At 70.5% G+C, this 26,297-nt stretch carries 26 protein-coding genes and 1 pseudogene; 13 read left to right on the top strand and 14 right to left on the bottom strand.

From position 1 onward, the window contains the following. Positions 1-70: 70 nt before the first annotated feature. The 3 genes from GTY58_RS14935 to mce all read right to left on the bottom strand — a co-directional run bounded on the left by GTY58_RS14935 (position 71) and on the right by mce (position 5,736). On the bottom strand, positions 71-1,009 hold the full coding sequence (locus GTY58_RS14935; protein WP_010984291.1) for a cellulose-binding protein: 939 nt from the start codon (positions 1,007-1,009) through the stop codon (positions 71-73). A gap of 182 nt (positions 1,010-1,191) precedes the next feature. After that, a complete protein-coding gene (gene scy, locus GTY58_RS14930; protein ID WP_037651542.1) occupies positions 1,192-5,040 on the bottom strand; it encodes a polarized growth protein Scy in 3,849 nt (1,282 codons plus the stop codon). Between the two features lie 255 nt (positions 5,041-5,295). Further along, a complete protein-coding gene (gene mce / locus GTY58_RS14925) occupies positions 5,296-5,736 on the bottom strand; it encodes a methylmalonyl-CoA epimerase (RefSeq protein WP_037651540.1) in 441 nt (146 codons plus the stop codon). A 148-nt stretch (positions 5,737-5,884) separates the two neighbouring features. Between mce and GTY58_RS14920 the strand changes: the two genes are divergently transcribed. From GTY58_RS14920 to GTY58_RS14910, 3 genes and pseudogenes are all read left to right on the top strand, one after another. Continuing rightward, complete coding sequence (locus GTY58_RS14920; protein ID WP_010984288.1) at positions 5,885-7,087, top strand: acetyl-CoA C-acetyltransferase; 1,203 nt, start codon at positions 5,885-5,887, stop codon at positions 7,085-7,087. A 70-nt stretch (positions 7,088-7,157) separates the two neighbouring features. Then, on the top strand, positions 7,158-8,114 hold the full coding sequence (meaB, locus tag GTY58_RS14915) for a methylmalonyl Co-A mutase-associated GTPase MeaB (RefSeq protein WP_010984287.1): 957 nt from the start codon (positions 7,158-7,160) through the stop codon (positions 8,112-8,114). 182 nt (positions 8,115-8,296) lie between these two features. After that, positions 8,297-9,546: pseudogene (locus tag GTY58_RS14910) on the top strand (MFS transporter). 112 nt (positions 9,547-9,658) lie between these two features. On the opposite strand, the gene GTY58_RS14905 reads toward GTY58_RS14910, so the two are convergent. The 4 genes from GTY58_RS14905 to GTY58_RS14890 form a co-directional block, all read right to left on the bottom strand. Next, a complete protein-coding gene (locus tag GTY58_RS14905; protein ID WP_010984285.1) occupies positions 9,659-10,135 on the bottom strand; it encodes a MarR family transcriptional regulator in 477 nt (158 codons plus the stop codon). Positions 10,136-10,227: 92 nt separating this feature from the next. Next, complete coding sequence (locus GTY58_RS14900; protein ID WP_010984284.1) at positions 10,228-11,025, bottom strand: AIM24 family protein; 798 nt, start codon at positions 11,023-11,025, stop codon at positions 10,228-10,230. Continuing rightward, complete coding sequence (locus GTY58_RS14895; protein ID WP_037651538.1) at positions 11,022-11,672, bottom strand: AIM24 family protein; 651 nt, start codon at positions 11,670-11,672, stop codon at positions 11,022-11,024. The genes GTY58_RS14900 and GTY58_RS14895 overlap by 4 nt, the downstream gene beginning before the upstream one ends. Position 11,673: 1 nt before the next feature. After that, the gene (locus tag GTY58_RS14890; RefSeq protein WP_010984282.1) at positions 11,674-12,306 is read right to left on the bottom strand and encodes an AIM24 family protein; all 633 of its coding nucleotides are present in this window, start codon (positions 12,304-12,306) and stop codon (positions 11,674-11,676) included. Positions 12,307-12,482: 176 nt separating this feature from the next. Between GTY58_RS14890 and GTY58_RS14885 the strand changes: the two genes are divergently transcribed. The 7 genes from GTY58_RS14885 (at position 12,483) to GTY58_RS14855 (ending at position 17,726) form a co-directional block, all read left to right on the top strand. Beyond that, positions 12,483-12,827, top strand: a complete 345-nt coding sequence (locus GTY58_RS14885) for a DUF3817 domain-containing protein (RefSeq protein ID WP_010984281.1) — start codon at positions 12,483-12,485, stop codon at positions 12,825-12,827. Further along, complete coding sequence (locus GTY58_RS14880; RefSeq protein ID WP_010984280.1) at positions 12,824-13,117, top strand: MTH1187 family thiamine-binding protein; 294 nt, start codon at positions 12,824-12,826, stop codon at positions 13,115-13,117. Before GTY58_RS14885 ends, GTY58_RS14880 begins: the two co-directional genes overlap by 4 nt. Before the next feature lie 165 nt (positions 13,118-13,282). After that, positions 13,283-14,035 carry a hypothetical protein gene (locus GTY58_RS14875; RefSeq protein ID WP_010984279.1) on the top strand — a complete coding sequence of 251 codons (753 nt, stop codon included), beginning with the start codon at positions 13,283-13,285 and terminating at the stop codon, positions 14,033-14,035. Continuing rightward, a complete protein-coding gene (locus GTY58_RS14870; protein WP_010984278.1) occupies positions 14,032-14,712 on the top strand; it encodes a DUF4166 domain-containing protein in 681 nt (226 codons plus the stop codon). The genes GTY58_RS14875 and GTY58_RS14870 overlap by 4 nt, the downstream gene beginning before the upstream one ends. Further along, positions 14,709-15,341: a TetR/AcrR family transcriptional regulator gene (locus GTY58_RS14865; protein WP_010984277.1), complete on the top strand. Its 633-nt coding sequence runs from the start codon at positions 14,709-14,711 to the stop codon at positions 15,339-15,341. Before GTY58_RS14870 ends, GTY58_RS14865 begins: the two co-directional genes overlap by 4 nt. Before the next feature lie 245 nt (positions 15,342-15,586). Beyond that, entirely contained in the window at positions 15,587-16,645 is a 1,059-nt protein-coding gene (locus GTY58_RS14860) for a right-handed parallel beta-helix repeat-containing protein (protein WP_010984276.1), read from the top strand. Between the two features lie 46 nt (positions 16,646-16,691). After that, complete coding sequence (locus tag GTY58_RS14855) at positions 16,692-17,726, top strand: methyltransferase (protein ID WP_042493082.1); 1,035 nt, start codon at positions 16,692-16,694, stop codon at positions 17,724-17,726. Between the two features lie 94 nt (positions 17,727-17,820). Here GTY58_RS14855 and GTY58_RS14850 read toward each other — a convergent pair whose 3' ends face one another. From GTY58_RS14850 to GTY58_RS14820, 7 genes are all read right to left on the bottom strand, one after another. After that, positions 17,821-18,147, bottom strand: a complete 327-nt coding sequence (locus tag GTY58_RS14850; protein WP_010984274.1) for a TcmI family type II polyketide cyclase — start codon at positions 18,145-18,147, stop codon at positions 17,821-17,823. A 79-nt stretch (positions 18,148-18,226) separates the two neighbouring features. After that, on the bottom strand, positions 18,227-18,706 hold the full coding sequence (locus tag GTY58_RS14845) for an SRPBCC family protein (RefSeq protein ID WP_010984273.1): 480 nt from the start codon (positions 18,704-18,706) through the stop codon (positions 18,227-18,229). Position 18,707: 1 nt separating this feature from the next. Continuing rightward, positions 18,708-18,965, bottom strand: coding sequence for an acyl carrier protein (locus GTY58_RS14840; RefSeq protein WP_037651535.1), 258 nt, complete (start codon positions 18,963-18,965; stop codon positions 18,708-18,710). Between the two features lie 13 nt (positions 18,966-18,978). After that, the gene (locus GTY58_RS14835) at positions 18,979-20,229 is read right to left on the bottom strand and encodes a ketosynthase chain-length factor (RefSeq protein WP_010984271.1); all 1,251 of its coding nucleotides are present in this window, start codon (positions 20,227-20,229) and stop codon (positions 18,979-18,981) included. Next, positions 20,229-21,494 (bottom strand): beta-ketoacyl-[acyl-carrier-protein] synthase family protein, encoded by a 1,266-nt coding sequence (locus GTY58_RS14830; protein WP_010984270.1) that lies wholly within the window; start codon positions 21,492-21,494, stop codon positions 20,229-20,231. The genes GTY58_RS14835 and GTY58_RS14830 overlap by 1 nt, the downstream gene beginning before the upstream one ends. Further along, positions 21,491-21,934, bottom strand: coding sequence for a cupin domain-containing protein (locus tag GTY58_RS14825; RefSeq protein WP_010984269.1), 444 nt, complete (start codon positions 21,932-21,934; stop codon positions 21,491-21,493). Before GTY58_RS14825 ends, GTY58_RS14830 begins: the two co-directional genes overlap by 4 nt. A 73-nt stretch (positions 21,935-22,007) precedes the next feature. After that, on the bottom strand, positions 22,008-23,132 hold the full coding sequence (locus GTY58_RS14820) for a SchA/CurD-like domain-containing protein (protein ID WP_010984268.1): 1,125 nt from the start codon (positions 23,130-23,132) through the stop codon (positions 22,008-22,010). 352 nt (positions 23,133-23,484) lie between these two features. Here GTY58_RS14820 and GTY58_RS14815 point away from each other — a divergent pair, with 352 nt between their 5' ends. The 3 genes from GTY58_RS14815 to GTY58_RS14805 all read left to right on the top strand — a co-directional run bounded on the left by GTY58_RS14815 (position 23,485) and on the right by GTY58_RS14805 (position 26,291). Then, complete coding sequence (locus tag GTY58_RS14815; protein WP_037651533.1) at positions 23,485-25,128, top strand: FAD-dependent monooxygenase; 1,644 nt, start codon at positions 23,485-23,487, stop codon at positions 25,126-25,128. Positions 25,129-25,377: 249 nt separating this feature from the next. Further along, positions 25,378-25,887 (top strand): MarR family transcriptional regulator, encoded by a 510-nt coding sequence (locus tag GTY58_RS14810; protein WP_037651531.1) that lies wholly within the window; start codon positions 25,378-25,380, stop codon positions 25,885-25,887. Positions 25,888-25,952: 65 nt separating this feature from the next. Beyond that, a complete protein-coding gene (locus GTY58_RS14805; protein WP_010984265.1) occupies positions 25,953-26,291 on the top strand; it encodes a DUF3817 domain-containing protein in 339 nt (112 codons plus the stop codon). Positions 26,292-26,297: the final 6 nt, after the last annotated feature.

Below are 26,297 nucleotides of genomic sequence, written 5' to 3'. Positions count from 1 at the left end.
GACAAAGCCCCCTGCCACCGGAGTGGCGGGGGGCTGTGCCGGTGCGCTCGATGAGCGCGGTGCTCAGGTGTTACCGGGACTGCTGGGCCGGAACCCCGCGCGAGATCGGCTCGTCGTCGGTCGACGGCGTGCCGGCCGCGGCCACCGCCGCGCCCGTGAGTGTCGCGAGCATCTCGCGGACGTTCGTGAGCTGCGCGTTGATCGAGTCGCGGCGGTTGGTGAGGGCGGCCAGCTCGCGCTCGGATTCCGAGCGGATGCGGTCGGCCTTGGCGTTCGCGTCGGCCACGATGTCCTCGGCCTGGCGCTGAGCCGTCTCCACCGTCTGGCGGGCGCGGCGCTCGGCGTCCGTACGCAGCTTCTCGGCCTCCAGGCGCAGCTGCTCCGCGCGGTGCTCGATCTCCGCGAGACGCTTCTCGGCCTTGGCCTGACGCGAGGCCAGGTCGCGCTCGGACTGCTCGCGGCGCTTGGCCAGGTTCGTCTCGAAGTCGGCGGCGGCCTGCGCGGCCTTGGCGCGGGTCTCCTCGAAGAGGGCGTCCGCCTCCTCCCGCTTCGACTGCGCGTCCTTCTGCGCCTCCTGGCGCAGCTGGGAGGCGTCGCTCTTGGCCTTCTCGACGATCCGGACGCCCTCGTCCTCCGCCTTGGACTTGCGGTCCGCAGCGAACGATTCTGCGTCGTTGCGCACCTGCTGGGCCGCCGACTCGGCGAGCTCACGGTGCTGCTCCGAAGCGCGACGGGCCTCCTCGCGCAGGTCCTTCGCCTCCTCCTCGGCGAGGCGGAGGATCTTCTCGACGCGCGCGCCGAGACCCGCGTACGACGGCTCGGCGTCGGTGACCTGGGCCTGGGCGTTCTGCGTTTCGAGGTGGAGTTCCTCAATGCGCTTTTCCAGAGCAGTGATACGGGCCAGAGCGCTGTCACGGTCGGAGACGAGCTTCGAGATGCGTTCGTCCACCTGAGCGCGGTCGTACCCACGCCGGACAAGCTCGAAGCCGTAGGGGGAAGTGTCGCTCATGGGGTTCCTGTCGAATGAGACCGGTGAGGTGATAGAAGGAATCCTAGGGGTCAAAGCGGCGTGTCATCGAGCGGATGCGTGTTTGATCTGGAGAATGACACTCCTTTTGGGTGGCTAACTGTCGGAGCGCTTGCCAGGAGCTGTGTTAAACCTCCCGGCAAGCACAGAATCGACACCTCTGGCTAGCCTTCTGACACCTTGCCACCCGAACGAGTCGCGCCCGCTGCGGCACCCGCCTTGACGCCTCCGTCCTTGCCGCCGGACGGGGCCTCAAAAGACTCCAACGCTTCCAGGACGTCCTGGACACGGGAGATCTCCGCATTGATGTCCTCGCGCCGGCGCACCAGGACCTCCAGCTCCCGCTTGCCCTCCTCGACGGCGGCCCGCGCCTCACGGATCGCCTCGACCTTGATCTGCTCGGCCTCCGAGATGAGGCTGGCCTTCTTCTGCTCGGCCTCCTTGAGGAGCCCCTCGGCCTTCTTCACGGCGGCGATGCGTACCTTGCTCGCCTCGGAATTGGCCTCCGCGACCAGGTCCTTCGCCTTCGCCTCCGCCTCGGCGAGCTGGCCCTCGGCGGCCTTCACCAGCGCGTCGCACCGCTCGCCCGCCGACTTCATCGTCTCGGCCGACTCGCGCCGCGCCCGCTCGTGCAGCTCCTCGATCTCGCTCGTGATGCGGTCGCGCAGCTCCTCCGCGCGCTCCCTGATCGCGGTCGCGTCCCGGCGGGCGCCGACGAGCAGCTCGTCCGCGTCCGTACGGGCCCGCTCCACCCGGGAGTTGCCCTCGACCGTCGCCTCCGAGACCAGCCGCTCCGCCTCGTTCCGAGCGACACCCACCATCGTGTCGGCCTGGCCCTCGGCGTCCGCCGTGGTCTTCTGCGCGGTCTGCCGAGCCTCGGAGATCAGCTTGTCCGCCTCGGCGGCCGTCTCCGTGATGAGCGTGTCGACCTGCTCGGCCGCTTCGGAGCGCCGCTTGTTGGCGTCCTTGCGGGCCTCGTCCAGCGTCCGCTCGGCCTCCGCGCGCGCGGCCGTGGTCACCCGCTCGGCCTCCGCCTCGGCGTCGGCCTTCAGCCGCTGGGACTCGCTGCGGATCCGCTCGGCGTGCTGCTGCGCGGAACCGACCGTCTCGGCGGCCTCGGCACGCAGCCGCTCCGCGTCCCCGGTCGCGTCCGAGATGAGCTTCTCGGCCTTGGCCACGGACTCGGCCCGTACGCGCTCGGCCTCGACGTTGGTCTCCGCCGTGAGCCGCTCCGCCTCCGCCGTCACCTCGGTGATGAGGGTGTCCGCCTGTTCGGCCGCGTCCGAACGGATGCGGTTCGCGTCCTCGCGGGCTTCCGCGCGGGTACGGGAAGCGTCCTGCTCGGCGTTGGCGATGGCGTCCGACGCCTCGGTGCGCACCCGCTGGGCGTGCGCGGCGGCGTCCGAACGCAGCCGCTCGGACTCGGCGATCGCCTCCGAAACCGTGCGCTCCGCGAGGGATTTGGCGGCGTCCGTCTCCTCGGCCGCCTCCCGCCGGATGCGGTTGGCGTCGTCGGTGGCCCGCTCCCGCTCCGCGTACGCGTCGGCGCGGACCCGGCCCGCCTCCTCCTGCGCCTCGGTGCGCGTACGGTCCGCCGCGTGCTCGGCGGCACTGCGCAGCCCGGCGATCTCCTCCTGCGCCTGGTCGTGCAGCCCGGCCACCGAGTCCCGCACCTGCTGCGCGGTCTGCTCGGCGTTCGCGACCATCTCCGTCGCGCGCCGGTCGGCCTCCTCGACCAGCCGGACCGCCTCGGCCTGTGCCTCCTCGACCCGGGCGCGCGCCACGGCGAGGAGTTCCTCGCTCTGCTCGCGGGCCCGCTGACGCTCCTGGTCGGCCTCCTGGCGCGCGGAGCCGAGGAGTTCCTCGGCCTCGCGACGGCGCCGGGTGGCCTCCTCCTGGGCGGCCGCCAGCGTCTCCGCGCCCTCGGCCGCCAGCCGCTCGGCCGCGGCCTGCGCCTCCGCCCGTACCCGGTCGGCGGTGTCCTGCGCCTCCGACTTCAGCCGCTCGGCCTCCGCCACCGCCTCCGACCGCAGCCGTACGGCGATGGCCTCGCCCTCGGCCCGCGAGGTGGACGCGTCCGCCGCGGCCTCCGTCCGCAGCCGGTCGGCCTCGGTCTCGGCCTGCGCCTGGAGCGTACGAATCCGCTCGGCGGACTCGGTCCGCAGCCGGTCCGCCTCCTCCGCGGCCTCGCGGCGGATGCGCTCGGCTTCCGCGCGGGCGTCGCTGAGCGCCTGCTCGGCCGAGGCGAGCCGCTGCTCGGCCTCGGTGTGCAGCCGGGTCAGCTCGTCGGCGGCCTCGGCCCGGCGGGCCTCTATGGCGCGCTCGCTGTCGTCGCGCAGCTCACGGGCGGCCCGCTCGGCGTCCTCCTTGATCGCCTCGGACTGCTCGACGGCCTCGGCGCGGTGCCGCTCCGCCTCGTTCCGGGTGCGCTCCAGGGTCTCTTCGGCCTGGCGGCGCAGCGTCGTGGCGCGCTCGATGGCCTCGGTGCGGACCTTCTCGCTGTCGGTCGTGGCCGCCGTACGCAGCTCGTCCGCGTCGGCCTTCGCCTTCGCCAGCAGCTCCTCGGCGGTCTTGGCCGCCTCCTCGATCTGCTGGACGGCCTCACGCCGGGCCTCGGAGCGGATGCGCTCGCCCTCGGCGACCGCGTCGGCGCGCAGCTGCTCGGCGTCGCCGCGCAGCCGGCGCGCCTCCTCCTGGAGCTCGACCGTCTTGGCGCGGTACTCCTTGGTGTCGTCCTTCGCCGTGCCCTTGAGCTGCTCGGCGATGTCGTGCGCCTCGGCGCGCAGCCGGTCCGCCTCGGTCTCCGCCTCACGGCGGATGCGCTCGGCCTCCTCGGTCGCGGCCTTGGTGGTCGACTTGGCTTCCTCGGACGCCTTGTTCAGGACGTCCTCGGCCGTCCGGGCCGCCTTGGTGAGCTGGGACGCGGTCTCTTCGGCGGTCAGGCTGCGGGCCTTGTCCGCCGCCTCCGTGAGGATCTTCTCCGCCTCGGCCTTGGCGTCCGCGACCACTTCCTCGGCCGAGGCCTTGGTGGTCTCGGCCTCCTTGGTGGCCTCGCTGACCAGCCGGGCGACCTGCTCCTTCGCGGTACGGGTGCGCTGCTCGTTGGCCGACTCCGCGCTCGCCAGCGCCTTGGCCGCGGCTTCCTTGGCCTCGGTGAGCACCTTGTCGGCCTCGGCCCGCGCCTCGCGCAGCGCCGCGTCGGCCTCCGTCATGCGCTGCTCGGCGGTCCGGCTCAGCTCGGAGGCCTGCCGGCGGGCGGCGTCCGACTCGGTCGCCGTGGAACTGCGCAGCTGCTCGGCGTGGTCCGTGGCCTCCTGGGCCTGCGTGGACGCGGCGTTCAGCAGCCGCTCGGCGTCCGTGCGGGCCCGGCGCAGCAGCGCCTCCGCCTCCGCGCGGGCCGACTCGGCGTCGGTGTTGAGCCGCTGCCGGGCCTCGGCGGCGATCCGCTCGGCCTCGGCGCGGGCGGCGGCCAGCGCCTGCTCGGCCTCGGCCCGCGACTCCTCCACGAGCCGGCGGGCCTGCTGCTCGGAGCGGGCCCGCAGCTGCTCGGCCCACGCCACGTTCTCGTTGACGTGCGACTCGACGGTCTGCCGGCGCTCGGCCAGCTCCTGGTCGAGCTGCTGGCGGCGGGTGACCGCCTCCGTGTGCAGCTCCGCCTGGAGCCGGGCCGCCTGCTCGGCGTGTTCCTGAAGGATCCGCTGCGTCTGCGCGCGGGCCTGGCTCAGCTCGCGCTCGGCGTCGGCGCGCAGCTGATCGGCCTGGATCTGGGCGTTACGGAGCAACTGCTCGGCCTGATAGCCGAGGTCGGCGCTCTCATAAGCAGGCCGGGACGCGAGCGTGCGCCGCGCCTCGTGCAGCTTGGCGCGCAGTACCTCGACCTGGTAGCCGAGATCCTCGGCGTGCTGGATCGCCTTTTCCCGCTCGGTCTTGAGCCGATCCATCTCGGCCTCGAACCGAGTGAGATGGTCGACGTCAGCCGCCGGCTCTCGCTCCTGGCTTTCGTAGCCCCGCACTGCGCGGTCCCATCCGTCCCCTGGTCGCAAGTCTCTCCAAACGAGCTCCGTCCATCCGCCGAACGGGGCCCCCGGGGAATGGTGTCAGATCAACGGCGGAGCACGGGCTGCTGCCCCGACGCTCGTCCCCCGAAACCGGACCCCGGCCTGGGATCCTGCCCTCGGACAGGACCCGGTTCCCGCCGTAAGGCAGGAACCGGTCGCCCTGGTTGAGCGGCGACCGCCCCCAACCCTACCGGCCCATATGTACGGGAGTCAGTGCTCAGGTGACTCAACAGCCGCCGAAGTGACCAGTTCTGTCAGTACTCCGTGGCAATCCTTTGGATGCAGGAACGTGATCCGGGACCCCATGGAGCCCCGCCGGGGCTCGTCATACAGGACGCGTACGCCCTTTTCCCTGATGTCGGCGGCGTCCGCGTCCACATCCGCCGTACCGAAAGCAATGTGGTGAACGCCCTCTCCGTTCTTCGCCAGCCACTTCCCGACGGCGGAGTCCTCGCGGGTGGGTTCCAGGAGCTGGAGGTAGGAAGCGCCCCCGTCGTCCGTGTTGTTGATCTTGAGCATGGCCTCGCGCACGCCCTGCTCTTCGTTGACCTCGGAGTGGAACACCTCGAAGCCGTATGTGGCCCGGTAGAACTCGACGGTCCTGTCGAGGTCGAAACAGGCGATCCCGATGTGGTCGATTCGCGTCAGCATGGAGTCAGTGCAGCGCTCCGGGAGGTGGTTACGCAACGTGCGCGCGATCACACTCCACGCCGGATGACGGGTGGCCTACCGCTCAGTACATTCAAGTAAACCCTCGTTCACTCCTCGGCTGTGCAGGCCGGTAAGGGGATCGCACCTCATGTCTGGAACGAACAGCACGACCTCGGTGATCGTCGCGGGTGCACGCACCCCGATGGGCCGTTTGCTCGGCTCGCTGAAGTCCTTCTCCGGAGCCGACCTCGGCGGCTTCGCGATCAAGTCCGCCCTCGACCGTGCGGGGATCGGCGGCGACCAGGTGCAGTACGTGATCATGGGCCAGGTGCTGCAGGCCGGGGCGGGGCAGATCCCGGCACGCCAGGCCGCGGTCAAGGCGGGCATTCCGATGAGCGTCCCGGCGCTCACGATCAACAAGGTGTGTCTGTCCGGGCTCGACGCGATCGCGCTCGCGGACCAGCTGATCCGCGCCGGTGAGTTCGATGTCGTCGTCGCCGGTGGTCAGGAGTCCATGACCAACGCCCCGCATCTGCTGCCGAAGTCCCGTGAGGGCTACAAGTACGGCGCGGTCCAGATGATCGACGCCATGGCGTACGACGGTCTGACGGACGCCTTCGAGAACATCGCCATGGGCGAGTCCACGGAGAAGCACAACACGCGGCTCGGGATCGGCCGCGCGGACCAGGACGCCGTGGCCGCCCTGTCGCACCAGCGGGCCGCCGCCGCGCAGAAGAACGGGATCTTCGAGGCCGAGATCACGCCCGTGGAGATTCCGCAGCGGCGCGGTGAGCCGGTGGTCTTCAGCCAGGACGAGGGCATCCGCGGCGAGACGACGGCCGAGTCGCTCGGCAAGCTGCGGCCCGCCTTCACCAAGGACGGCACGATCACGGCCGGTTCCTCCTCGCAGATCTCGGACGGTGCGGCGGCCGTGGTCGTGATGAGCAAGGCCAAGGCGCAGGAGCTCGGCCTGGAGTGGATCGCGGAGATCGGCGCCCACGGGAATGTGGCGGGACCGGACAACTCTTTGCAGTCGCAGCCGTCCAACGCGATCCAGCACGCGCTGAAGAAGGAGGGTCTCGCGGTCGACGATCTTGATCTGATCGAGATCAACGAAGCCTTCGCCGCGGTCGCGGTGCAGTCGATGAAGGACCTCGGGGTGTCCACCGAAAAGGTGAACGTCAACGGGGGCGCGATCGCCCTGGGACACCCGATCGGCATGTCCGGTGCCCGGCTCGTGCTGCACCTGGCGCTGGAGCTGAAGCGGCGGGGCGGCGGCGTGGGCGCGGCGGCGCTGTGCGGTGGCGGCGGGCAGGGTGACGCGCTGATCGTGCGGGTACCCAAGGTCTGACACGTCTGACACGTCTGCCCTTTCTGTACGACCTCTGTACGACCTCTGTACGACGCTGAACGGAGCTGTGATGCAGGACGTCTCCTCGCTGGTGGCCCAGGCCAGGGAAGGTCGGCCGCGGGCCGTGGCCCGGCTGATCTCCCTGGTGGAGGGGGCGTCCCCGCAGCTCCGGGAGGTCATGGAGGCCCTGGCGCCGCTGACGGGCAACGCCTACGTGGTGGGCCTGACGGGGTCGCCGGGCGTCGGCAAGTCGACGTCCACGTCCGCGCTGGTGACGGCGTACCGGAAGGCCGGGAAGCGGGTCGGGGTGCTGGCCGTCGACCCGTCCTCCCCGTTCTCCGGGGGCGCGCTGCTCGGGGACCGGGTCCGGATGTCGGAGCACGCGTCGGACCCGGGTGTCTACATCCGCTCGATGGCGACGCGCGGACACCTGGGCGGTCTCGCCTGGGCGGCTCCGCAGGCGATCCGGGTGCTGGACGCGGCGGGCTGTGACGTGATCCTGGTGGAGACGGTGGGCGTCGGGCAGTCGGAGGTGGAGATCGCCTCACAGGCGGACACGTCGGTGGTGCTGCTCGCCCCCGGGATGGGCGACGGCATCCAGGCGGCGAAGGCCGGAATCCTGGAGATCGGTGACGTGTACGTCGTCAACAAGGCGGACCGGGACGGCGCCGACGCGACGGCACGTGAGCTGAACCACATGCTGGGACTGGGGGAGTCGCGGGGCCCGGGGGACTGGCGCCCGCCGATCGTGAAGACGGTCGCGGCGCGTGGTGAGGGCATCGACGAGGTGGTCGAGGCGCTGGAGAAGCACCGGGCGTGGATGGAGGAGCACGGGGTCCTCACCGAGCGCCGCCTCGCCCGTGCCTCCCAGGAGATCGAGACGATCGCGGTCACGGCTCTGCGCCGGCGCATCGGCGACCTGCACGGCGACCGCCGCCTCAGCGCGCTCGCGGAGCGGATCGTGGCGGGGGAGCTGGACCCCTATCGGGCCGCGGATTCACTGGTGGAGGGCGTGACGGAGGGCTGAGGTGAGGGGCGAGAAGCTCTTCCCCTGGTCAACTCCGAGCGCCCGCTGTTAGGTTGCACCGCATGTTCCTCCTCTTGGCATAGGGCCCGCCCGGTCCCGCGACGGGCAAGCAGCAGTCCGGCTGCGGTCGTCGCGGCACCACGGCGTCCCCTTTCCGCCTCGCTGTCGAGGAACAAGTCCATATGTCTGCGTCATCTGCGCGGCCCTCGTACGCCGCGCTCCTCCGCATCCCCCACGCCCGCCGCACCTTCACGGCCGCCCTCGTCGGCCGGCTGTCGTACGGCGTCGTCTCCCTGGCCATGACGCTCACGGTGGCCCGGGGGACCGGGTCGTACGCCGTGGCCGGCACGGTCATGGCGCTGTTCGGCGCGATGAGCGTGGTCCTGTCGCCCGCCAGGGCGGCCCTGATCGACCGGTACGGCCCCCGCCGTGCCCTGATCCCCATGGCCTCGCTCTACGCCGGCCTGCTCGCGGCCTTCGCGGCGGCGGCCTGGCTGCCGGGAGCGCCGTCGGTGGCACTCGGCGCGCCGGCCGCCGCCGCGGGCGCCTGCACGCCACCTCTAGGCCCCACGATGCGTGCCGTCTGGGGCGAAGTCGTCGAGGACAAACTGCTGTTGCAGCGGGCGTACAGTCTGGACGGCGTCGCGGAGGAGATCCTCTTCGTCTCCGGGCCGCTGCTGGTCGGCGTGGTCGTCCGGTGCGCGCCGCCGGCCGCCGGGGTCGCGCTGAGCGCCCTGCTGGTGTGGGCCGGAACCCTCGCGTTCGCGCTGTCGCCCGTCGTGGCGGGCGTACGGCCGGCCGCGGCGAAGCCGGCGGCGCGCTCCGGGGGCCGGCCCCGGGGTGGGCGCGCGCTCGTGCAGCCCGTCGTCGTCGCGACGGGCGTCGGCCTGTCCCTGGGCGCCGTCGACCTCCTCGTCATGGCCTTCGCCCAGCAGCACCGTCACGGGGACGACGTGGTGGCCTGGGTGCTCGCCGCGCTGTCCCTGGGCAGCGCGCTGGGCGGCCTGCTCAACGGCGCCGTCGACTGGCGTACGTCCGCACGGGTGCGCCTGCCGTTGCAGGCCTGTGGCCTGGGCCTCGCCCTGCTCGCCGCGGGGCTGGCTCCGGCCTCGGCACCCTGGCCCTGGCCGTGGCCTGCGCCGGCTTCTTCGTCGCCCCGGCCCTCACCACGTCCTACCTGATCGCCGATGACGCGGCCCCGCCCGGCCACCGCACCCGGGCGGGCGCCTGGGTCAACACGGCGGTGAACGCCGGGAACGCGGGCGGCGCCGCGGGGGTGGGTCTGCTGGTGGGCCACGTGTCCCCGGCGCTGTGCTTCGCGGTCTCGGGGACGGTGGCCATCGCGGCCGGCCTGCTCTCGGCACGGGGCGCACGCGGGGAGACGACGCGGCGGGAAGCCCCCGGAAATGCGGCAGGAACGACCCGTGCATGACCGCTGCCCCGCACCCCGAAAGGGGGGCGGGGCAGCGGCATGTCGCGGTTCCGCGGCGGGGGCGCGACCGGCCGCCGCAGGCGGGTTCCCGGAACGCTCTCCCCGCGGAGCGCTACGGCTTGCCCCGCTGTGCGCGGAGGTGTTCGGCGACGGGCCGCAGGGTTTTGTGGAGCTCTTCCAGCGCCTCCGGCGAGACGAGGTCGATGAAGTGCCTCCGCACGGACGCCACATGATGCGGCGCCACCTTCCGCATGGTCTCCATGCCGTGCTCGGTGAGGACCGCGAACAGTCCCCGCCGGTCGGACTCGCAGTTTTCGCGGCGTACCAGGTCCGCGTTCTCCATACGGGTGATCTGGTGCGAGAGGCGGCTCTTGGACTGGAGGGTGGCGGCGGCGAGGTCGCTCATTCGCATCCGCACGCCCTCCGACTCGGAGAGATTGACCAGGATCTCGTAGTCGTTCATTGTCAGGCTGAACGGCTGCAGGTCCCTCTCGAGCTGGTACGTCAACAGCCTGTTGACCTCCAGGTGGGTGCGCCAGGCGCACTGCTCCGCATCGGTCAGCCAGCGCGTGGCCGTCTCGGTCTCCATGAATGAAGTCTACCTAAAAGGTTGAAAGGCGAACTAGTGAGGGTGGTGTGACTGTGCGCACGCGTTCGACGTCACACTCCGCAGACTACCGCTCACAGCCCGAAGCGACGCTGGAGGTCCCCCAGCTGTCCGGGAAGACGCGGTGCGCCGGCTTGCTGTCCCTGGTGACCAGGCACCCCGCCACCGCCCGGTACTCCGGGCTCCTGCGGGACCGCCCCCATGGCCTGCTCGGCCATGAGTGTCTCCGTGGACTGGAGCAGCACGGTGCCGGCCCCCACGAACTCGAACTGGTGCTCCTCCCCGGAGGCCCCGCCCAGGCCTGTCATCGCACGTAGACCGCCCATGACGCCCGTCATGTACCCGTGGTCGTAGTGATGGCACGGCGAGGGGCAGTCGGCCCAGCCGACCAGCGCCTGCGGGTCCACCCGGATCGGCGGTTCCATGAACACCACCGGACCGTTGGACGCGGCCACGAACTTGCCGGTTCCGATCAGCGTCAGAAAGCCCGGCACGATCGACTGCTTGAGCGCGAGACTTGGCTGAAAAGCGAGCAGGTTGCCGGAGCGAATGGTCAGATTGCCGTCGTCCAGGTCGTACGAATTCACATCGAAGGCCCGGTCGGCGAGCAGCATCTTGCCGGAGCCCTCCGCCACGACCCAGTCGCTCGCGTGCAGTGGCGAATGGAACGACGTACGGACGAGCCGGTCGAGCCGGCCGTGTCCGATGCCGTTGAAATCGATCGAGCCGTAGTGGGCGATCATCTTGCCCTTCTGCAGGAACCACTGGCTCCCCTTGAGCTCCACGCAGAAGGTGTACTTGTTGACGTTGTCGTCGACCGGCAGCGTCATCGGGTCGTGGATCACCGGGCCCGCGGCCCCGTACGCGCTCACAGCTTCTCCTCCGACGCCTGGACGTACACCGCACCACTGCCGCTCAGCTCCAGCTGGAACGCCTCGCCCGAGCCGCGGCCCACCATGTCGCGCCAGCCGAGCGCCGTGGACAGCTTGTTGCGTACGTCGCCGTGGTGCGCCACGTACGCCTGGGGGTCGACATGGACCGGGCGCTGCGGGGTGATCGGCACCTCGATGACCCCGCCGTGGGCCATCACGGCGACCGCGCCATGACCCTTGAGCGTGGTCGTGAACAGCCCCTGGCCCGTCACCTGGCCCCGGACCATGCCCATGACCCCGCCCTGCGAGCCCATGAACATCGTGCCCTGCTGAAGGGTGCCGTCGAAGGCGAGCAGCCGGTCCGCCTCGACGTACAAGGTGTCGCCCGTGAGGTTGATCACCTCGATGTGATGGCCGCCGTGCCCGAAGAACACCGTGCCGCTGCCCTCCACCGTCATCAGCGGAGTGGCCTCGCCCGCCATGCGGCGGCCGAGCATCGACATCACACCGCCCTGGCCGCCCTGGACGTTGGGCGTGAAGGACACCTCGCCCTTGTAGGCGAGCATCGCGCCGCGCTGACTGAACAGCCGCTGGCCCGGGGCGACGGTGGCCTCGATCATCTTGGAGTTGATCTCGCGGAAGGGCATGTCACACATCCCCCGCGATCGTGTTGCGCTCGCTGGGCTGTACGTAGACCAGCCCGTCACCCTCGAAGCGGATCTGGAAGGCCTCGCCGCCGCCCTCACCCATGAACGTGCGGAACGTCACACCGGACTGGAAGGACTGCCGCACGTTCCCCTGGTGCGCGATGTACGCCCCGGGGTCGACCGTCAGGGGGTACTGCGAGCTCACGCGCAGCACCACCGCGGGGCCGTCCGACATGATCGCCGCCTGGCCGTGCCCCTCGACGGTCGTCGTGAACAGGCCGTTGCCCTGCGACGCGCCGCGCAGGCCGGTGAAGGACGTACCCGTCCGCAGCCCGGCGTCGGTCGCGAGCAGATTGCTCGACTCGACGTACAGCTTGTCCCCCTGAAGGCTCACCAGGTTGATCTCGGAAGCCCGGTCCGCGAACCAGCAGGTCCCCTGCCCCTTCACCTCCATCAATGTCATCTGCTCGCCGGTGAGCCGCCGGGTCACCATCCCCCGGATCCCCTCACCGCCCCCGCTCAGTTTCTTGAACGCCATCTGGCCGTCGTAGGCGACCATCGACCCGTTCTTCGCCTTCACGGCGTCCCCGGTCATGTCGACGGCCAGCACCTTGCTGCCTTGAAGTCGGAACATCGCCACGGTGTGAAGGTAACCGCAGCGGGGTGCCGCCGACAGGTCCTATGTGGGGACAAGGACCGTGAGAAGGCCCTGAAGCGAGGGGCGACGGGGAGGGTGTCAGAATGGGTGCGGCCTTGTGCGCTCGTTCACAAGGTGATCACCGGTGCCCCGACGACGAAGGTTTCCTGCCCGTGGACGTCAAGACCGCAGCCGCACTCCACCGACTCAGGCTCATCTCGCTGCCCGAGGCCATCTCGTTCCCGATCCTGCTGGTCTGCTCGGTGCTGAAGCGGACGACCGAGTTCGACGCTGTCTTCCCGATGGGCCTGATCCACGGCCTGCTGTTCACCTTCTACGTGATCTTCTGGGCGGACGCCTGGAACCGCGCCAAGTGGTCCAAGAAGAAGGCCGCCGGCTACTTCCTGCTGGCGATCCCGCCCTTCGGCGGCCTTTTCGCCGAGCGCAAGCTCAAGCGCGAGGCCGAGGACGCGGTCATCGCCTCCCGCGCCCGCCGGGAAGGGACGGTGAACGCATGATCGTCGCTTTCTCCGTCACCCCCCTCGGCGTCGGCGTCGACGTGGGGGAGTACGTCGCGGACGCCGTCCGGGTCGTGCGCGAGTCGGGCCTGCCCCACCGCACCGACGCGATGTTCACGTCGGTCGAGGGCGAGTGGGACGAGGTCATGGCCGTCGTCAAGCGCGCCGTCGCCGTGGTGGAGGAGCGAGCGCCGCGTGTCTCCCTCGTCCTGAAGGCGGACATCCGCCCGGGCGTGTCGGACGGCCTCACCTCCAAGGTGGAAACGGTGGAGCGCCACCTGTCCGCATAGGCCCAGAGGCACCCCTTCTGCGCGGAACCCCGGTCCTCCTGGGCCGGGGTTCTCTTGCGCCCGACTGTTTGAGCAGTCGCTCAAACAGCTGTATCTTCAGGGCCAGGCATTTGAGCACTCGCTCAAAAGAAGCCGCGCAGTAGCCACTGACCTGGGGGATTCCGGATGGGGCTCTACATAGAGACACGCATACGACGCGACCTGGACGACCTCTGGACCCACACCCAGGACCCCGCGCGCCACCAGCGCTGGGACCTGCGGTTCACCGAGATCGACTACCTCGCGCGCGGGGAGGGCGAGCCGCAGCGCTTCCGGTACGCGACCCGCGTACTGCCGTTCCTGACGATCGCCGGAACCGGCGTGTCCGCCGGTGAGAAGGAGCGCCCGGACGGCACCCGCACCTCCGCCCTGCGCTTCGCCTCCCCGCACCCCCTCTCCCTGCTCGCCGAGGGAAGCGGCTACTGGCGCTACGTTCCCGACGGGGACGGGATCCGCTTCCTCACGGGCTACGACTACCGCCCGCGATGGGGCCTGGTCGGAGTCGCCACCGACCGCCTGCTGTTCCGCCCCCTGATGGGCTGGGCCACGGCCTGGTCCTTCGACCGCCTGCGCCTCTGGCTGGAGCGCGGCATCACACCGGAGCGGGCGCTGCGCCGCTGGGCCGCCGAACTGGCCCTGCGTGTCCTGGTGATCGCCGCGGGCTGCACGGGCTTCGGCTTCGGCCGGCTCCTCCTGCTCACCGGCCCCTTCGCGCCGATGCTCTGCTACGCGATGCCGCTGCTGGCGAGCGTGGCCGTAGCGCTGGCCCTGTTCCTGCCGCCCGCGCCCGGCACCCCGGCCGCCCGCCGCTGTCTGCGCACCCCGCCCACCCGCACGCGCGCACCCCGCCTTCTCGCCACCCTGGAGCGGCAGTCATGACGTCGATCTTCCGTACGGTGATGGGCGCGGACTTCGACCGCCTCCACCCCGAACTGCGGCGCCGCTTCTCGGTGGGCCTCACGAGCGGCGAGGCCTGCACCGGGCGGGGCGTCATGGAGCGCATCTGGCACGGCGGGCGCTTCGTGAAGCCGTTCCTGGCCCTCGGCGGCACTCGCAACATCCTGGTCCCGCGCGCGGGCCGGCGGATCCCGTTCACCATCGAGAACGTGCCGTACAAGGACACCTTCGGCCGTGAGACGGTGACGTTCGTGCGCACCTTCGACCTCCCCGGCGGCCCCCGCCGCTTCGACGCCCAGATGGTGCTGAGCCCCAAGGGCGACCGCGTCCTCGACTACCTCGGCACGCACCAGCACCTCGCCAGCGACCTGCACTTCCGCGCCGAGCCCGACGGTTCGCTGCTGATCCGCTCGGGCGAACACCGCTTCCGCGAGGGGCCGGTCGACGTCCGGGTCCCCGAACTCATCGGCGGCGAGGCTCAGGTACGCGAGTCCTTCGACGACCGGACGGGCCGCTTCCGTATCCAGGTCCGGGTCGTGAACCGGTACGTCGGCCCGCTCTTCGGCTACGAGGGGTCGTTCGAGGCCGACTACACGGACATCCGCACCTGTGGCGTGCGCCCCGGCCTGCGTCCCGTCCGCGAGGAGCGGCGGGCGTGAGCGAGACGACGAAGACGAAGCTCCTCGAAGGAGCGCTGCGGGCGCTCTCCGAGCAGGGGATCGCCAAGACGTCCGCCCGTGCGATCGCCGCGGCCGCCGGAGTCAACCAGGCGCTCGTCTTCTACCACTTCGGATCGGTGGACGAACTGCTGGCCGCGGCCTGCCGGCACGGCGCAGAGCAGGTGGTGGCGCGCTACCGGGCACGGCTGGACGAGGTCGCCACCCTGGCCGAGCTCCTCGCGCTGGGCCGCGAGCTGCACGAGCAGGAGAAGGCCGAGGGCCATGTGGCGATGCTCGGCCAGCTGCTCGCCGGCGCCCAGACGCAGCCACGCCTCGCACCCGCGACGGCGGCCGGCCTCGACCTCTGGATCGCGGAGATCGAGAAGGTGCTGACCCGCGTCCTGACCCCGACCCCGCTGGGCGAGTTCGCCGACCCGGCGGGGCTGGCGCGGGCGGTGGCGGCGTCGTTCGTGGGGATCGAGCTGTACGAGGGGGTGGACGCGGAAGGGGCCGGGGCCGCCCTCGCGGCACTGGACCAATTGGCACTCCTGCTGACGGCGTTGGAGGACCTGGGCCCGGTCGCCCAGCGCGCGGTCCGCCACACCCTGCGCCGGGCCACCCGCGGCTGACCCCGCGCACCGGCGCCGGGGCTGGAACCCTCCGGCCGCCTCACCACTCCGGCCGCTTCACCATTCCGGCCTCGGCCACCCCGGCCGAACTCGAAATAGACGAAGCCGGATTTATGGCCCCGGCCCTCCTGAACAGAGGGGTCATGACGCCCTTTCAGGCTCCGGATTGGGCCATTCGCGCCCGACGTGCAGTAAACGGGTGACCACACATGGCGGGTCGGATTGATGGACCATAACTTCGACCCATGAACAAAAAAGATTTCGCATACCTCGGTTGCGCCGCAATCGTGGTGGCGTCGGGACTGAGCTGTATCCCGGCGGCCAATGCCGCGACTGCTCATGTCGTGCATCCGGGGGAATCGATCCAGAAAGCGGTCGATGCCGCGCAGTCGGGCGACACCATTGTCATCTCGCCCGGCACCTACCATCAGAGCGTCCTCGTCACGAAGTCCGGTCTGACCATCCGCGGGGCGGGGGAGCGGACCGTGCTGATGCCGGCGGCGACCAGGGCCGCCGACAAGTGCGCGGCCGCCGGCAACGGGATCTGCGTCGAGGGCACGTCCGCCCACCCCGTCACGCGTACCAGCGTCCGCTCGCTCACGCTGACCGGCTACAAGAAGAACGGCCTGTGGGCGTCCAACACCGACAAGCTGACCGTGCGGGACGTGGCCGCAGACAAGAACAAGAACTGGGGCATCGCCATCGAGCGGTCCGTCCGGAGCGTGCTCGAGGAAAACGTCGCCCGGGGAAACGCCGAGTCGGGCGTGTTCCTCTCCAACACGGTGGACACCGAGGCCGGCGCCACGGACACGCGGGGCACCGTCGTCCGCCACAACAGGCTGGAGGGCAACCGGATCGGACTCACCGTCAGGCGTCTGCGGAATGTCACCGTCGAGGAGAACGAACTCAGCGCGAACTGCAGCGGGCTGTTCGCCGTAGGCGACGAGGGCAAGCCGCACGCCGGAGCCCTGGCCATTCGGGGCAATGGCGTCCACGAGAACAACAAATACTGCGCGAAGACGGCTCGGCTGCCCTACATCCAGGGGTCCGGAATTGTTCTCACCGGTACCGAGGACACGGTCGTGGAGTACAACGACATCCGAGACAACGTGGGCAAGTCCGTGTTCTCCGGCGGAGTGGTGCTGTACAAGAGCTTCGTCGGCACGCCGAACAAGCGCAATGTCATCCGGGACAACGTGCTGTCGGGTAATTCGACGGCCGACCTGGCCAACCGGGACACCGGCACCGGCAACAAGTTCGAGCACAACTCGTGTCAGCGCTCCGAACCCGCGGGCATGTGCTGACCGGCCGGCCCGCCTGTCTGCTCGACCAAGCGAATCGAGACGGTAAATGACCACAGTGAGTCCCGCCCCCCAGCCGGCCCCGGCCATGCAGCTGAGGGAGCTCGTCTTCGGGGCGGCGTGCGCCGCGGCCGTCCGGGCGGCGGCCAAGCTCGGCGTCGCCGACGCGCTCGGCGAGAAGCCCGCCACCGCGGAAGAACTCGCGGCCGTGCTGGGCACCGAGCCGCGGCCCCTGCTGAGGCTGCTCCGGGCCCTGTCCTGCTACGGCATCTTCGCGCAGAACGACGACGGACGGTTCGTCCACACCAGCATGTCCCGGCTGCTGCGCGAAGACGATCCGCACAGCCTTCGGTACATCTCCCTCTGGTGCACCGAACCCTGGACCTGGGACGCCTGGCCGCGGCTCGACGAGGCGGTGCGGTCGGGCGGCAGCGTCTTCCACGAGCTGTACGGCAAGGGGTTCTTCGACTACCTGCACGAGGACGCGCACGACTCCGCCCAGGTCTTCAACCAGGCCATGACCACGTCCAGCGAGCAGTCGGCGCGGGACGTCGCGGAGCTCCTCGACCTGACCGGCGTGTCGACGGTCGCCGACATCGGCGGCGGCCAGGGACATGTGCTCGCCAGCCTGCTGGAGAAGCACCCGGACATCCGGGGAACCCTGCTCGACCTGCCCCGCGTGGTGGAGAAGGCGGACCCCCGGCTGCGTGACGGCGGCCCGCTCGCCGCGCGGGCCCGGATCGTCGGCGCGGACTGCCGCGAGGAGATCCCGGTCGAGGCCGACCTGTACATCATCAAGAACATCCTGGAATGGGACGACGACAGCACCCGCAGAACCCTGCGGAACGTGATGACGAAGGCCCGCCCCGGAGCCAGGGTCGTCATCATCGAGAACCTCGTCGACGACACCCCGTCGATGAAGTTCACCACGTCCATGGACCTGATGCTGCTCCTCAACGTCGGAGGAGCCAAGCACACCAAGGAAAGCCTGGTCACCCGCATGACGGAGGCCGGTCTGACCGTCGGTGAGATCCGGCCGGTCAACGCGTACCTGCACGCGTTCGAATGCACCGTACCTGCCTGACCCGACCTGACACGTGACCCTGACACGTGACAAGGGCCCGCCCCCGGCTGATGCCGGGGGCGGGCCCTTGTCACGTGTCAGGCCTATCAGGCCCTCAGCTCTCGCGTTCCCAGCGGTAGAACTCCTGGGCCATCGCGTCCTTCGGGCTGCGCCACGTCGTCGGGTCGTACGCGCTCACGTAGGTGGAGAGCCTGTCGCTGATGTCCCGGAAGGCCGGGTGGCCGGCCACCTCGGCGATCGCGGGGCCGGGCGGCCGGTCCGCCTCCACCAGGTGCATGTACACGTCGTTGAACTGGAACAGGGTGCGGCGGGTGACGCCCACGAGGTGCGGCAGTTCGCCGCTGTCGGACTCCGCGAACACCTTCGCGATGTCCGGGGCCGAACCCGGCGCCATCCGGGCCACGATCAGGGCTTGGTGCATGGGGGAACTTCCTTTCGTCGGCGCCAAGCCGGGCGGACCGCCCGAAGGGGGCGGTCCGCGGCCGGTCCGGCGTCGGGGATCAGTCGGTGGTGACGGAAGCGGTCCTGCGCTCGCGGGCGTGCTGTTCGACCTTGTCCCGGATGAGTTCCATCTGGACGACCGAGTTGCGGTTGATGTTGTCGGTCATCCAGGCGTCGTCGACGGGAGCTTCGGGCTTCATCGCGAAGTCCTGCGTCCAGTGCATCCTGGTGCCGTCGGGGGTCTGCGAGTACACCCACCTGATGTTCATGTACTCGAAGGGGCCGGTCTCGACGCGGCGGGCCGTGACCGTCAGCTTCTCCCGGTCGGGCGTCCGTTCCGAGACCCAGCTCCAGACCTTGCCGTTCTCGTCCGGGTGCATGGTGAGGCGGAAGGTGGTCGTGCCGTTCTCCCGGCTCAGGACATCGACGGACGCGTACTCGCTGAACAGCTGCGGCCAGCTCTCGATGTCGTTGGTCATGTCCCAGACGAGGTCCAGGGGGGCGGCGATGATGATGTCGTTCTCGGTGTGTCCAGACACATCAGGCTCCAGCGACGATGTTGTTGTTGACGAGGTCGAGGAACTCGCGCGGGTTCCGGCAGCGCTCCGCGTCGGGGGGAAGCACCGCGCCGTGGCCGTTCTCCAGCTCCCCGACGATGCCCAGCAGGCCGAGCGAGTCGAGCCCGAACTCGGCGAAGCCGGAGTCGAGCCGGTCCTCCAGCTCCTTCACGTCCACCGTGACGCCGGCCGCCTTCTTCATCAGAGCGGCCAGCTCCTGGACGGTCAGTTGGTTGTCCATCTCTTTCTCCTTCTCATGAGAGGGCATGAGCGCCGTGCCGCAGCACCAGCGCTGCGTTCGAGCCCATGAGTCCCCGGCTGAGGACCAGCGCCGTGCGCAGCTCGGCGGGGCGAGCGCTCCCGGTCACCAGGTCGAGGTCGTAGCAGGGGTCGAAGACGTTCGGGGTGGGCGGTACGAGACCGTGTTCCATGGCGAGCACCGCCGCCGCCACGTCCAGCACCGGCGCTCCGCAGTACGCCCGGCCGATGCCGGTCTTGGGTGCCGTCACCGGCACGCGCCGGCCCTGTGCGCCCAGGACGTCGGCGATCGCCAGCGCCTCGGCACGGTCGGCCTCCGGTACGCCGAACGCGTCCGCGAACACGACGTCGATCTCCTCGGGCGCGCACCGGGCCTCGTTCAGCGCGTCGCGTATCGCGTGCGCCAGACCCTCCCGGGACTGCGCCCAGCAGGACGCGCCGGTGAACGTCGCACCGTGCCCGGCGACGAAGGCCCGGATCGCGGCCTCCCGGCCCCGTGCGACCGTCTCCTCCTCGACGACGAGCATGGCGCCCCCCTCGGCGGGCACGAATCCGCAGGCAGCGCCGGTGAAGGGCCGGTAGGCGCAGGCCGGGTCGTCGCTGGTGCTGAGGTCCTCGTAGCCGAGCTGGCAGACCATCGAATACGGAGCCAGCGGAGCCTCGGCGGCACCGGCCACGACCACGTCGGTGCCGCGCCGGACGGCTCGGGCGGCGTGCGCCAGGGCGTCCAGACCGCCGGCCTCGTCGCTGGCCACGACGCCGCACGGTCCCTTGAAGCCGCCCCTGATGGAGATCTGGCCGGTGCTGGCCGCGTAGAACCAGGCGATGGACTGGTACGGGCCCACGAATCTGGGCCCCTGTCCCCACAGCCGCTGCAGTTCGCGCTGCCCGAACTCGCCGCCGCCGGACCCCGCGGCGGTGACCACGCCGATCCCGAACGGCTCGTCGCCGGTGTAGGTGCGGCCGAGCCGGGCGTCCTCCAGGGCGAGGTCGGCGGCGGCCATCGCGAAGTGGGTGAACCGGTCGGTCTGGACGAGGAACCGCTCCTCGATCAGCGCCACCGGGTCGAATCCGCGGACCTCGCCGGCGATCCGCAGGGGCAGATGGTCGCACCCCTCGCGGGTCACCCGGTCCAGTACACAGAGGCCCTTCTCGGTGGACTTCCAGAAGGTCTCGGTGCTCAGTCCGTTGGGGGCGACGACGCCTATGCCGGTGATGGCGGCACGCCGTTTTTGCTGCGGCTTCATCAGGTCCTCCCATCTGGGCGGGTCAGCACCACCGCGGACTGGAAGCCGCCGAAGCCACTGCCGACGGACAACACGTTGCGGAGTTTGACCTGCCGTGCGGTGCGCGGCACGTAGTCGAGGTCGCACTCGGGGTCCGGGGTCGTGTAGTTCGCCGTGGGCGGCACGACCTGATGGACGAGAGCCAGGACGCAGGCCAGGACCTCGATCGCACCGATGGCGCCCAGGGAGTGGCCCACCATCGACTTGATCGAACTCATCGGCGTCCGGTACGCGTGGTCGCCCAGGGACCGTTTCACGGCGGCTGTCTCGTGCCGGTCGTTCTGCTGGGTGCCGGAGCCGTGGGCGTTGACGTAGTCGATGTCGGAGCCGTCCAACCGGGCGTGCGCGAGGGCGCCGTCGATCGCACGCGCCATCTCCAGACCCTCACGGGTGAGGCCGGTCATGTGGTAGGCGTTGCCGAAGGTGGCATAGCCGCCGATCTCGCAGTACACACGTGCGCCACGGGCCCGCGCGTGTTCGAGCTCCTCCAGGATCAGGACGGCTCCGCCCTCGCCCATGACGAACCCGTTGCGGTGCTTGTCGAACGGCTTGGACGCGTGCTCGGGGTCGTCGTTGTTCGGGGAGGTCGCCTTGATGGCGTCGAAGCACGCCATCGTGATGGGTGAGATCGGCGAGTCCGAAGCGCCCGCTATGCACACGTCGACCCGTCCCTCCTGTACGGCGTGGAAGGCGTAGCCGATCGCGTCGAGGCCGGAGGTGCAGCCCGTGGAGACGGTCTGCACCGGGCCGTGGGCACCGAACTGTTCGGCCACCTCGGAGGCGAGGGTGCTGGGTGAGAACGCGCGGTGCAGATGGGGGTCGGCCAGGCGGTGGTCGACATCCCACCGCCGGCCGGTCTCGCTCACCGCGACATAGTCGTGTTCGAGGCGCGTGGTGCCACCGACGGCGGTGCCCAGGGACACCCCGATGCGCCAGGGGTCTTCCTTCTCCGGGCCGAGTCCCGCGTCGCCCACCGCCTCCCTGGCGGCGACCATGGCGAACTGGACATAGCGGTCGGCGCGCTCAGCGGCCGCCGCGTCGATTCCGTGGGCGGCCGGGTCGAAGTCGCACTCGGCCGCGATACGCGAACGCAGACCTTCCGGGTTGAAGAGCGTGATGCCCCTCGTCGCGGTGCGGCCGTTCGCCAGGAGGTCCCAGAACGCCGGGACGCCCACACCGCCCGGGGCGACGATGCCGACGCCGGTGACCGCCACGCGCCGGGTCATGACACGGCCTCGGTTCGCTGTGGTGTCATCGCCTGTCCGGCTCCCTCCAGGCCGTCGGTCTCCTCGGTGTCGACGTGGCCGAGCTTGGGGCGCGGCGCCAGCGGGCCCAGGTGGAAGACCATGCGGGCCTCCACGTCGCCCACGTTGCGGAAGCGGTGCCGCATGTTGATGGGAATCAGCAGGCCCTGGTCGGGCTGGATCGGGTGCGTCTCGCCGTCCAGGTCGACTTCGAGCCGACCGCTCACGACGTAGACGAACTCCTCGGAGTACGGGTGGTAGTGCTCGCCGATGCGTTCGCCGGGCTGCACGATGGCGAGGCCCATGAAGCCGCTCTTGGCGCCCACCGCGGTGGGCGTGAGCATGGCGCGCAGATCACCTCCGCGCCTGGTGTTGGGCTCGGTCTCGCTGAGGTCCACGATGCGTGGGCGGGGCGTGGTCATGTGCGGTTCCTCCAGTTGATGTGTGCCGACGGCGTAGTGCGCGTCCGGCCGCGGACCGGGCCGGACGCTCCGGTCAGGAGGCTGATGAGCTGCGGTCGGTGATCAGTTGCATGTCGGACCGCTCGAGGAAGCGCGAGATCTCCTTCTCGGTCGTCGGCGCACCGTCGACGCCGAGCGCGTCGGCGTCGAGCAGGCGGGACAGGACCGCGCCGTTGCGGTCGCCCTTGAGACCGAGGGCCAGGACGGGGTCGTCCTCGATGCTGCCCCGCACATCGACCAGACGGACCACGATGTCGTCGCGCTGGAAGATGGTGCTGCAGTGGATGGGGTTGGCGGGGTCGTCGGCCGCCGCCTCGTCCTCGCGGGCGAGCAGCCGGGCCAGGGCCATGCCGGACCCGCTCTTGGCCGGGTAGAACAGCGCGTGCCGCTCCACGTCCGACGGCTCGCCGGTGCCGACCGACACATGGTGCACCGCGGGCAGCGCCGCCCGGGTGAAGAAGACCCGGGCCGATCCCGGATCGCTGAGGTCCCGGTCCTGCTCCAGATAGGGGTTGATGGCCTCCTCGACCGCCATGACCTCGGGCTGCCGGGACACATGGCGCAGGGCGGCCATCAGGTCGCCTTCCACCTCGATGGCGCGTACCACCCGGTTGCCGTGCATGAAGAGCGAGGTGCGGCGCAGTCGGGTGTTCTCGTCGACCTGCGCCTGCGGCGAGGAGTATCCGGCGAGGATCTTGGCGACCATCGGCTCGCTGCCCGGCTTCACGGTGAAGGTGAGGGCGTGGCGCACGACGCCGTCGCCCACCCGTGCCGTCGCCTGGAGGCGGCCCTTCTCCGACTGGGGGAGCGGCGCGGAGATGTTCCCCGTCTCGCGCAGAACGCTGAAGCGCAGGGACCGCGTGTCCCGGACGCAGCTGTGCAGCGGCTGGACCGTCTCGACGTGTTCCTCGCTGTTCACCCACGCCAGGAAGGGCGGGGCGCTCTCCCACTCGCTGGTGATGAGCCACTGCGAGGGATTCTCGATCGACTGGCACAGCTGGTCGCTGATGTGGCCCGGCACGGAGGCCACTTGGTTGCGCAGTTGTTCGTAGGCCTCCAGGAACTGCTTCTGGGCGCCGTCATGGAGGTCCAGCAGCAGGACGACCCGCAGCCGGGAGCCGTCGAACGCGGACTGCGATACACGTTCCGAAGTTGTCATCCAGCACCCATCTCCTTAGGGACAGCCCGGGCGCCAAGCCTTGTGAAGCAGCGTCAGGCGTCGTGGATTCACAGGGCCGATCGCCGGATGCCCGGGTACGCCCCCGGTGTCGGGGACGGCGATCAGCCCGGATCCCGATCGTGGGTCGGCCCGGAGCATCGCGCGAGTCGCGTGAACCACGTGGGTGACCGCACGGGTGAAGCGGGTGAAACCGCACGGGTGAAGCGGGTGGAACAGAGGCTGAACCAGCCGGGTGAATGGGGCGAGCGAACCCCTCCCGTCGGGGCATGGACTCCCTGTAGCCGGGGGTCCATGGAAGCCCTGTAGCCGGGGTCCGCTGCTGGAGGCATTGATGAACGAAGAAGTCGACCACCACGTGCCGGTTCTCATCGTGGGGGGATCCCTGGTGGGTCTGTCCGCCTCGCTGTTCCTCGGCCGGCTCGGCATCCCGCACATGCTGGTCGAGAAACACGCGGGCACCTCGAAGCACCCGCGTGGGCGCGGGAACAACGTGCGCACGATGGAGCTGTTCCGGGTGGCCGGGGCCGAACAAGCGATCCGCAAGGCCGCGTCGACCCTGGCGGACAACCACGGCATCCTGCAGACCTCGTCCCTGACCGACGACGAGGGCGAGTGGCTGTTCAAGGAGATCGACCCGGGTGGCGGCCTGGCCCGCTTCAGCCCGAGCGGATGGTGTCTGTGCAGTCAGAACGACCTGGAGCCGGTGCTGCTGAAGTCCGCCCGCGGCCTCGGGGGCGACATCCGGTTCTCCACCGAGATGCTCTCCTTCGACCAGGACGCGGAGGGCGTCACCGCGCTCATGAAGAACCGGGACACCGGCGCGCACACCACGGTGCGGGCGGAGTACCTCATCGCGGCCGACGGGCCGCGCAGCCCGGTCCGCGAGCGCCTGGGCATCCGCCAGACGGGCCCCGGAGACCTGTTCCACAACGTGAGCATCACCTTCAACTCCCGCGCACTCGCGGACGCGGTGGGCGACCGGCGCTTCATCTGCTGCTACCTGACGAACCCGGAGGCGGACGGCGCGCTCCTGCCCGTGGACAACGTGGAGAAGTGGGTGTTCCACGCTCCCTGGCACCCCGAGCAGGGCGAGACGCTGGAGGACTTCACCGACGAGCGGTGCGTCTCCCACATCCGCCGGGCCGTCGGTGATCTCGACATGGACGTCGAGATCACCGGCAGGGCGCCCTGGCACGCGGCGGAGCGGGTCGCCGAGCGGTACGCGTCGGAACGGGTCTTCCTCGCCGGGGACTCCGCCCACGAGATGTCGCCGACCGGGGCGTTCGGCTCCAACACCGGTATCCAGGACGCACACAACCTCGCCTGGAAGCTCGCCGCCGTACTGAACGGGTGGGCCGGGCCCGGGCTGCTCCAGTCCTACGAGGCCGAGCGTCTCCCAGTGGCGCAGGCGACGAGCGCGCGGGCCTCGGCCCGTTCCGCGGAACACAGCCATCCGGGCTACGCCCCCGCTCCCGGCGCGGGCGGCGGTGGCGGCGGACGTCAGGGCGGTGTCCTCAAGGTGGCCCTGGGCTACCGCTATCCGCGTGGCGCCGTCATCGGCGCCGACCCGGCGGGCCCGGTCGTGCCCGAGCAGATGGCCATGGCCGGCGAACCCGGCAGCCGCGCCCCGCACATGTGGCTCCTGCGCTCCGGCGCCCGCACCTCCACGCTCGATCTGTACGAGCGCTCGTTCGTCCTGCTCAGCGGGGCTGCCGAGGACGCCTGGCACCGGGCGGCGACCAGCGTTGCCGAGCGCCTCGCCGTAAGCCTCGACTCGTACCGCATCGGCAAGGACCCGCACGCCGAGCTCGTCCCCGAGAACGGCACGGACTGGGCCGAACTCCACGGCACGACGCCGCGGGGCGCGGTGCTGGTGCGGCCCGACGGGTATGTGGCGTGGCGGTCCGAGGGCCCGCTGGCCGAACCGGAGGCGACGCTGTACGAGATCATGGCCTCCCTGCTGGACCTGGCCTGAGGGATCGCACACGCCGCCGGCCGCGGGCGCTCGGCGGGCACCGCCGTGGTGGCGGGCTCGTCGAGCGCGGTGAGTACGGCGGTGCCGGCCGCGCCCCCGCGCGCGAGGCGTTCGAGTCTCGCGCGCGGGGGCGCGGGGGCCGGCCCGCCGCGCAACTGCCGGCCGGGGCGGCCGGGCGTACGGACGGGCGGCGACCGAAGGGCGAGACGGGGCTGACCGCGATATGACCGGCCGGTAAGGTCTATTGCCGTGCCGAAGCCCCTCAGTCTCGCCTTCGATCCCATCGCGCGCGCCGACGAACACTGGAAGCAGCGCTGGGGAAACGTGCCGTCCATGGCCGCGATCACCTCGATCATGCGCGCGCACCAGATTCTGCTGGCGGAGGTCGACGCGGTCGTCAAGCCGTACGGGCTGACCTTCGCGCGGTACGAGGCGCTGGTGCTGCTCACCTTCTCCAAGGCGGGCGAGCTGCCGATGTCCAAGATCGGCGAGCGGTTGATGGTGCACCCGACGTCCGTCACCAACACCGTGGACCGGCTGGTGACGTCCGGGCTCGTCGACAAGCGCCCCAACCCGAACGACGGGCGCGGAACCCTCGCCTCGATCACCGACAAGGGCCGCGAGGTCTGCGACGCGGCGACCCGCGACCTGATGGCGATGGACTTCGGGCTCGGTGCCTACGACGGGGAGGAGTGCGCGGAGATCTTCGCGATGCTGCGCCCGCTGCGCATCGCCGCGCACGACTTCGACGAGGAGTAGGACACCGCCGTACGTCCTCGGGGGCGGCGCAAGATCGGCCCAAACCGGCGGTTACGCTCGTACGCATGAAAAAGAGCGTGCTGACCCGCTACCGCGTCCTGGCCTACGTCACCGGCGTGCTGCTGGTCCTGCTGTGTCTCAGCATGATCGCCAAGTACGGCTTCGACGTCGACGGCGCCGCCGACTTCACCCGGGTCGTGGCCATCGCCCACGGATGGCTCTACGTCGTCTACCTCGTTTTCGCCTTCGACCTGGGCGCCAAGGCGAAGTGGCCGGTCGCCAAGCAGCTGTGGGTGCTGCTGGCGGGCACGATCCCGACGGCCGCGTTCTTCGTGGAGCGCAGGATCTCCCGCGAGCTGGAGCCGAGGGTCGCGGACGACGCTCCCGCGGTCGCGAAGGCCTAGTAGCCA

The organism is Streptomyces sp. SID5469 (genome assembly GCF_009862865.1).
Lineage (GTDB): Bacteria > Actinomycetota > Actinomycetes > Streptomycetales > Streptomycetaceae > Streptomyces > Streptomyces avermitilis.
The sequence above is the reverse complement of the archived record's forward strand: the minus strand, read 5'-3'. Positions and strand labels throughout refer to the sequence as shown.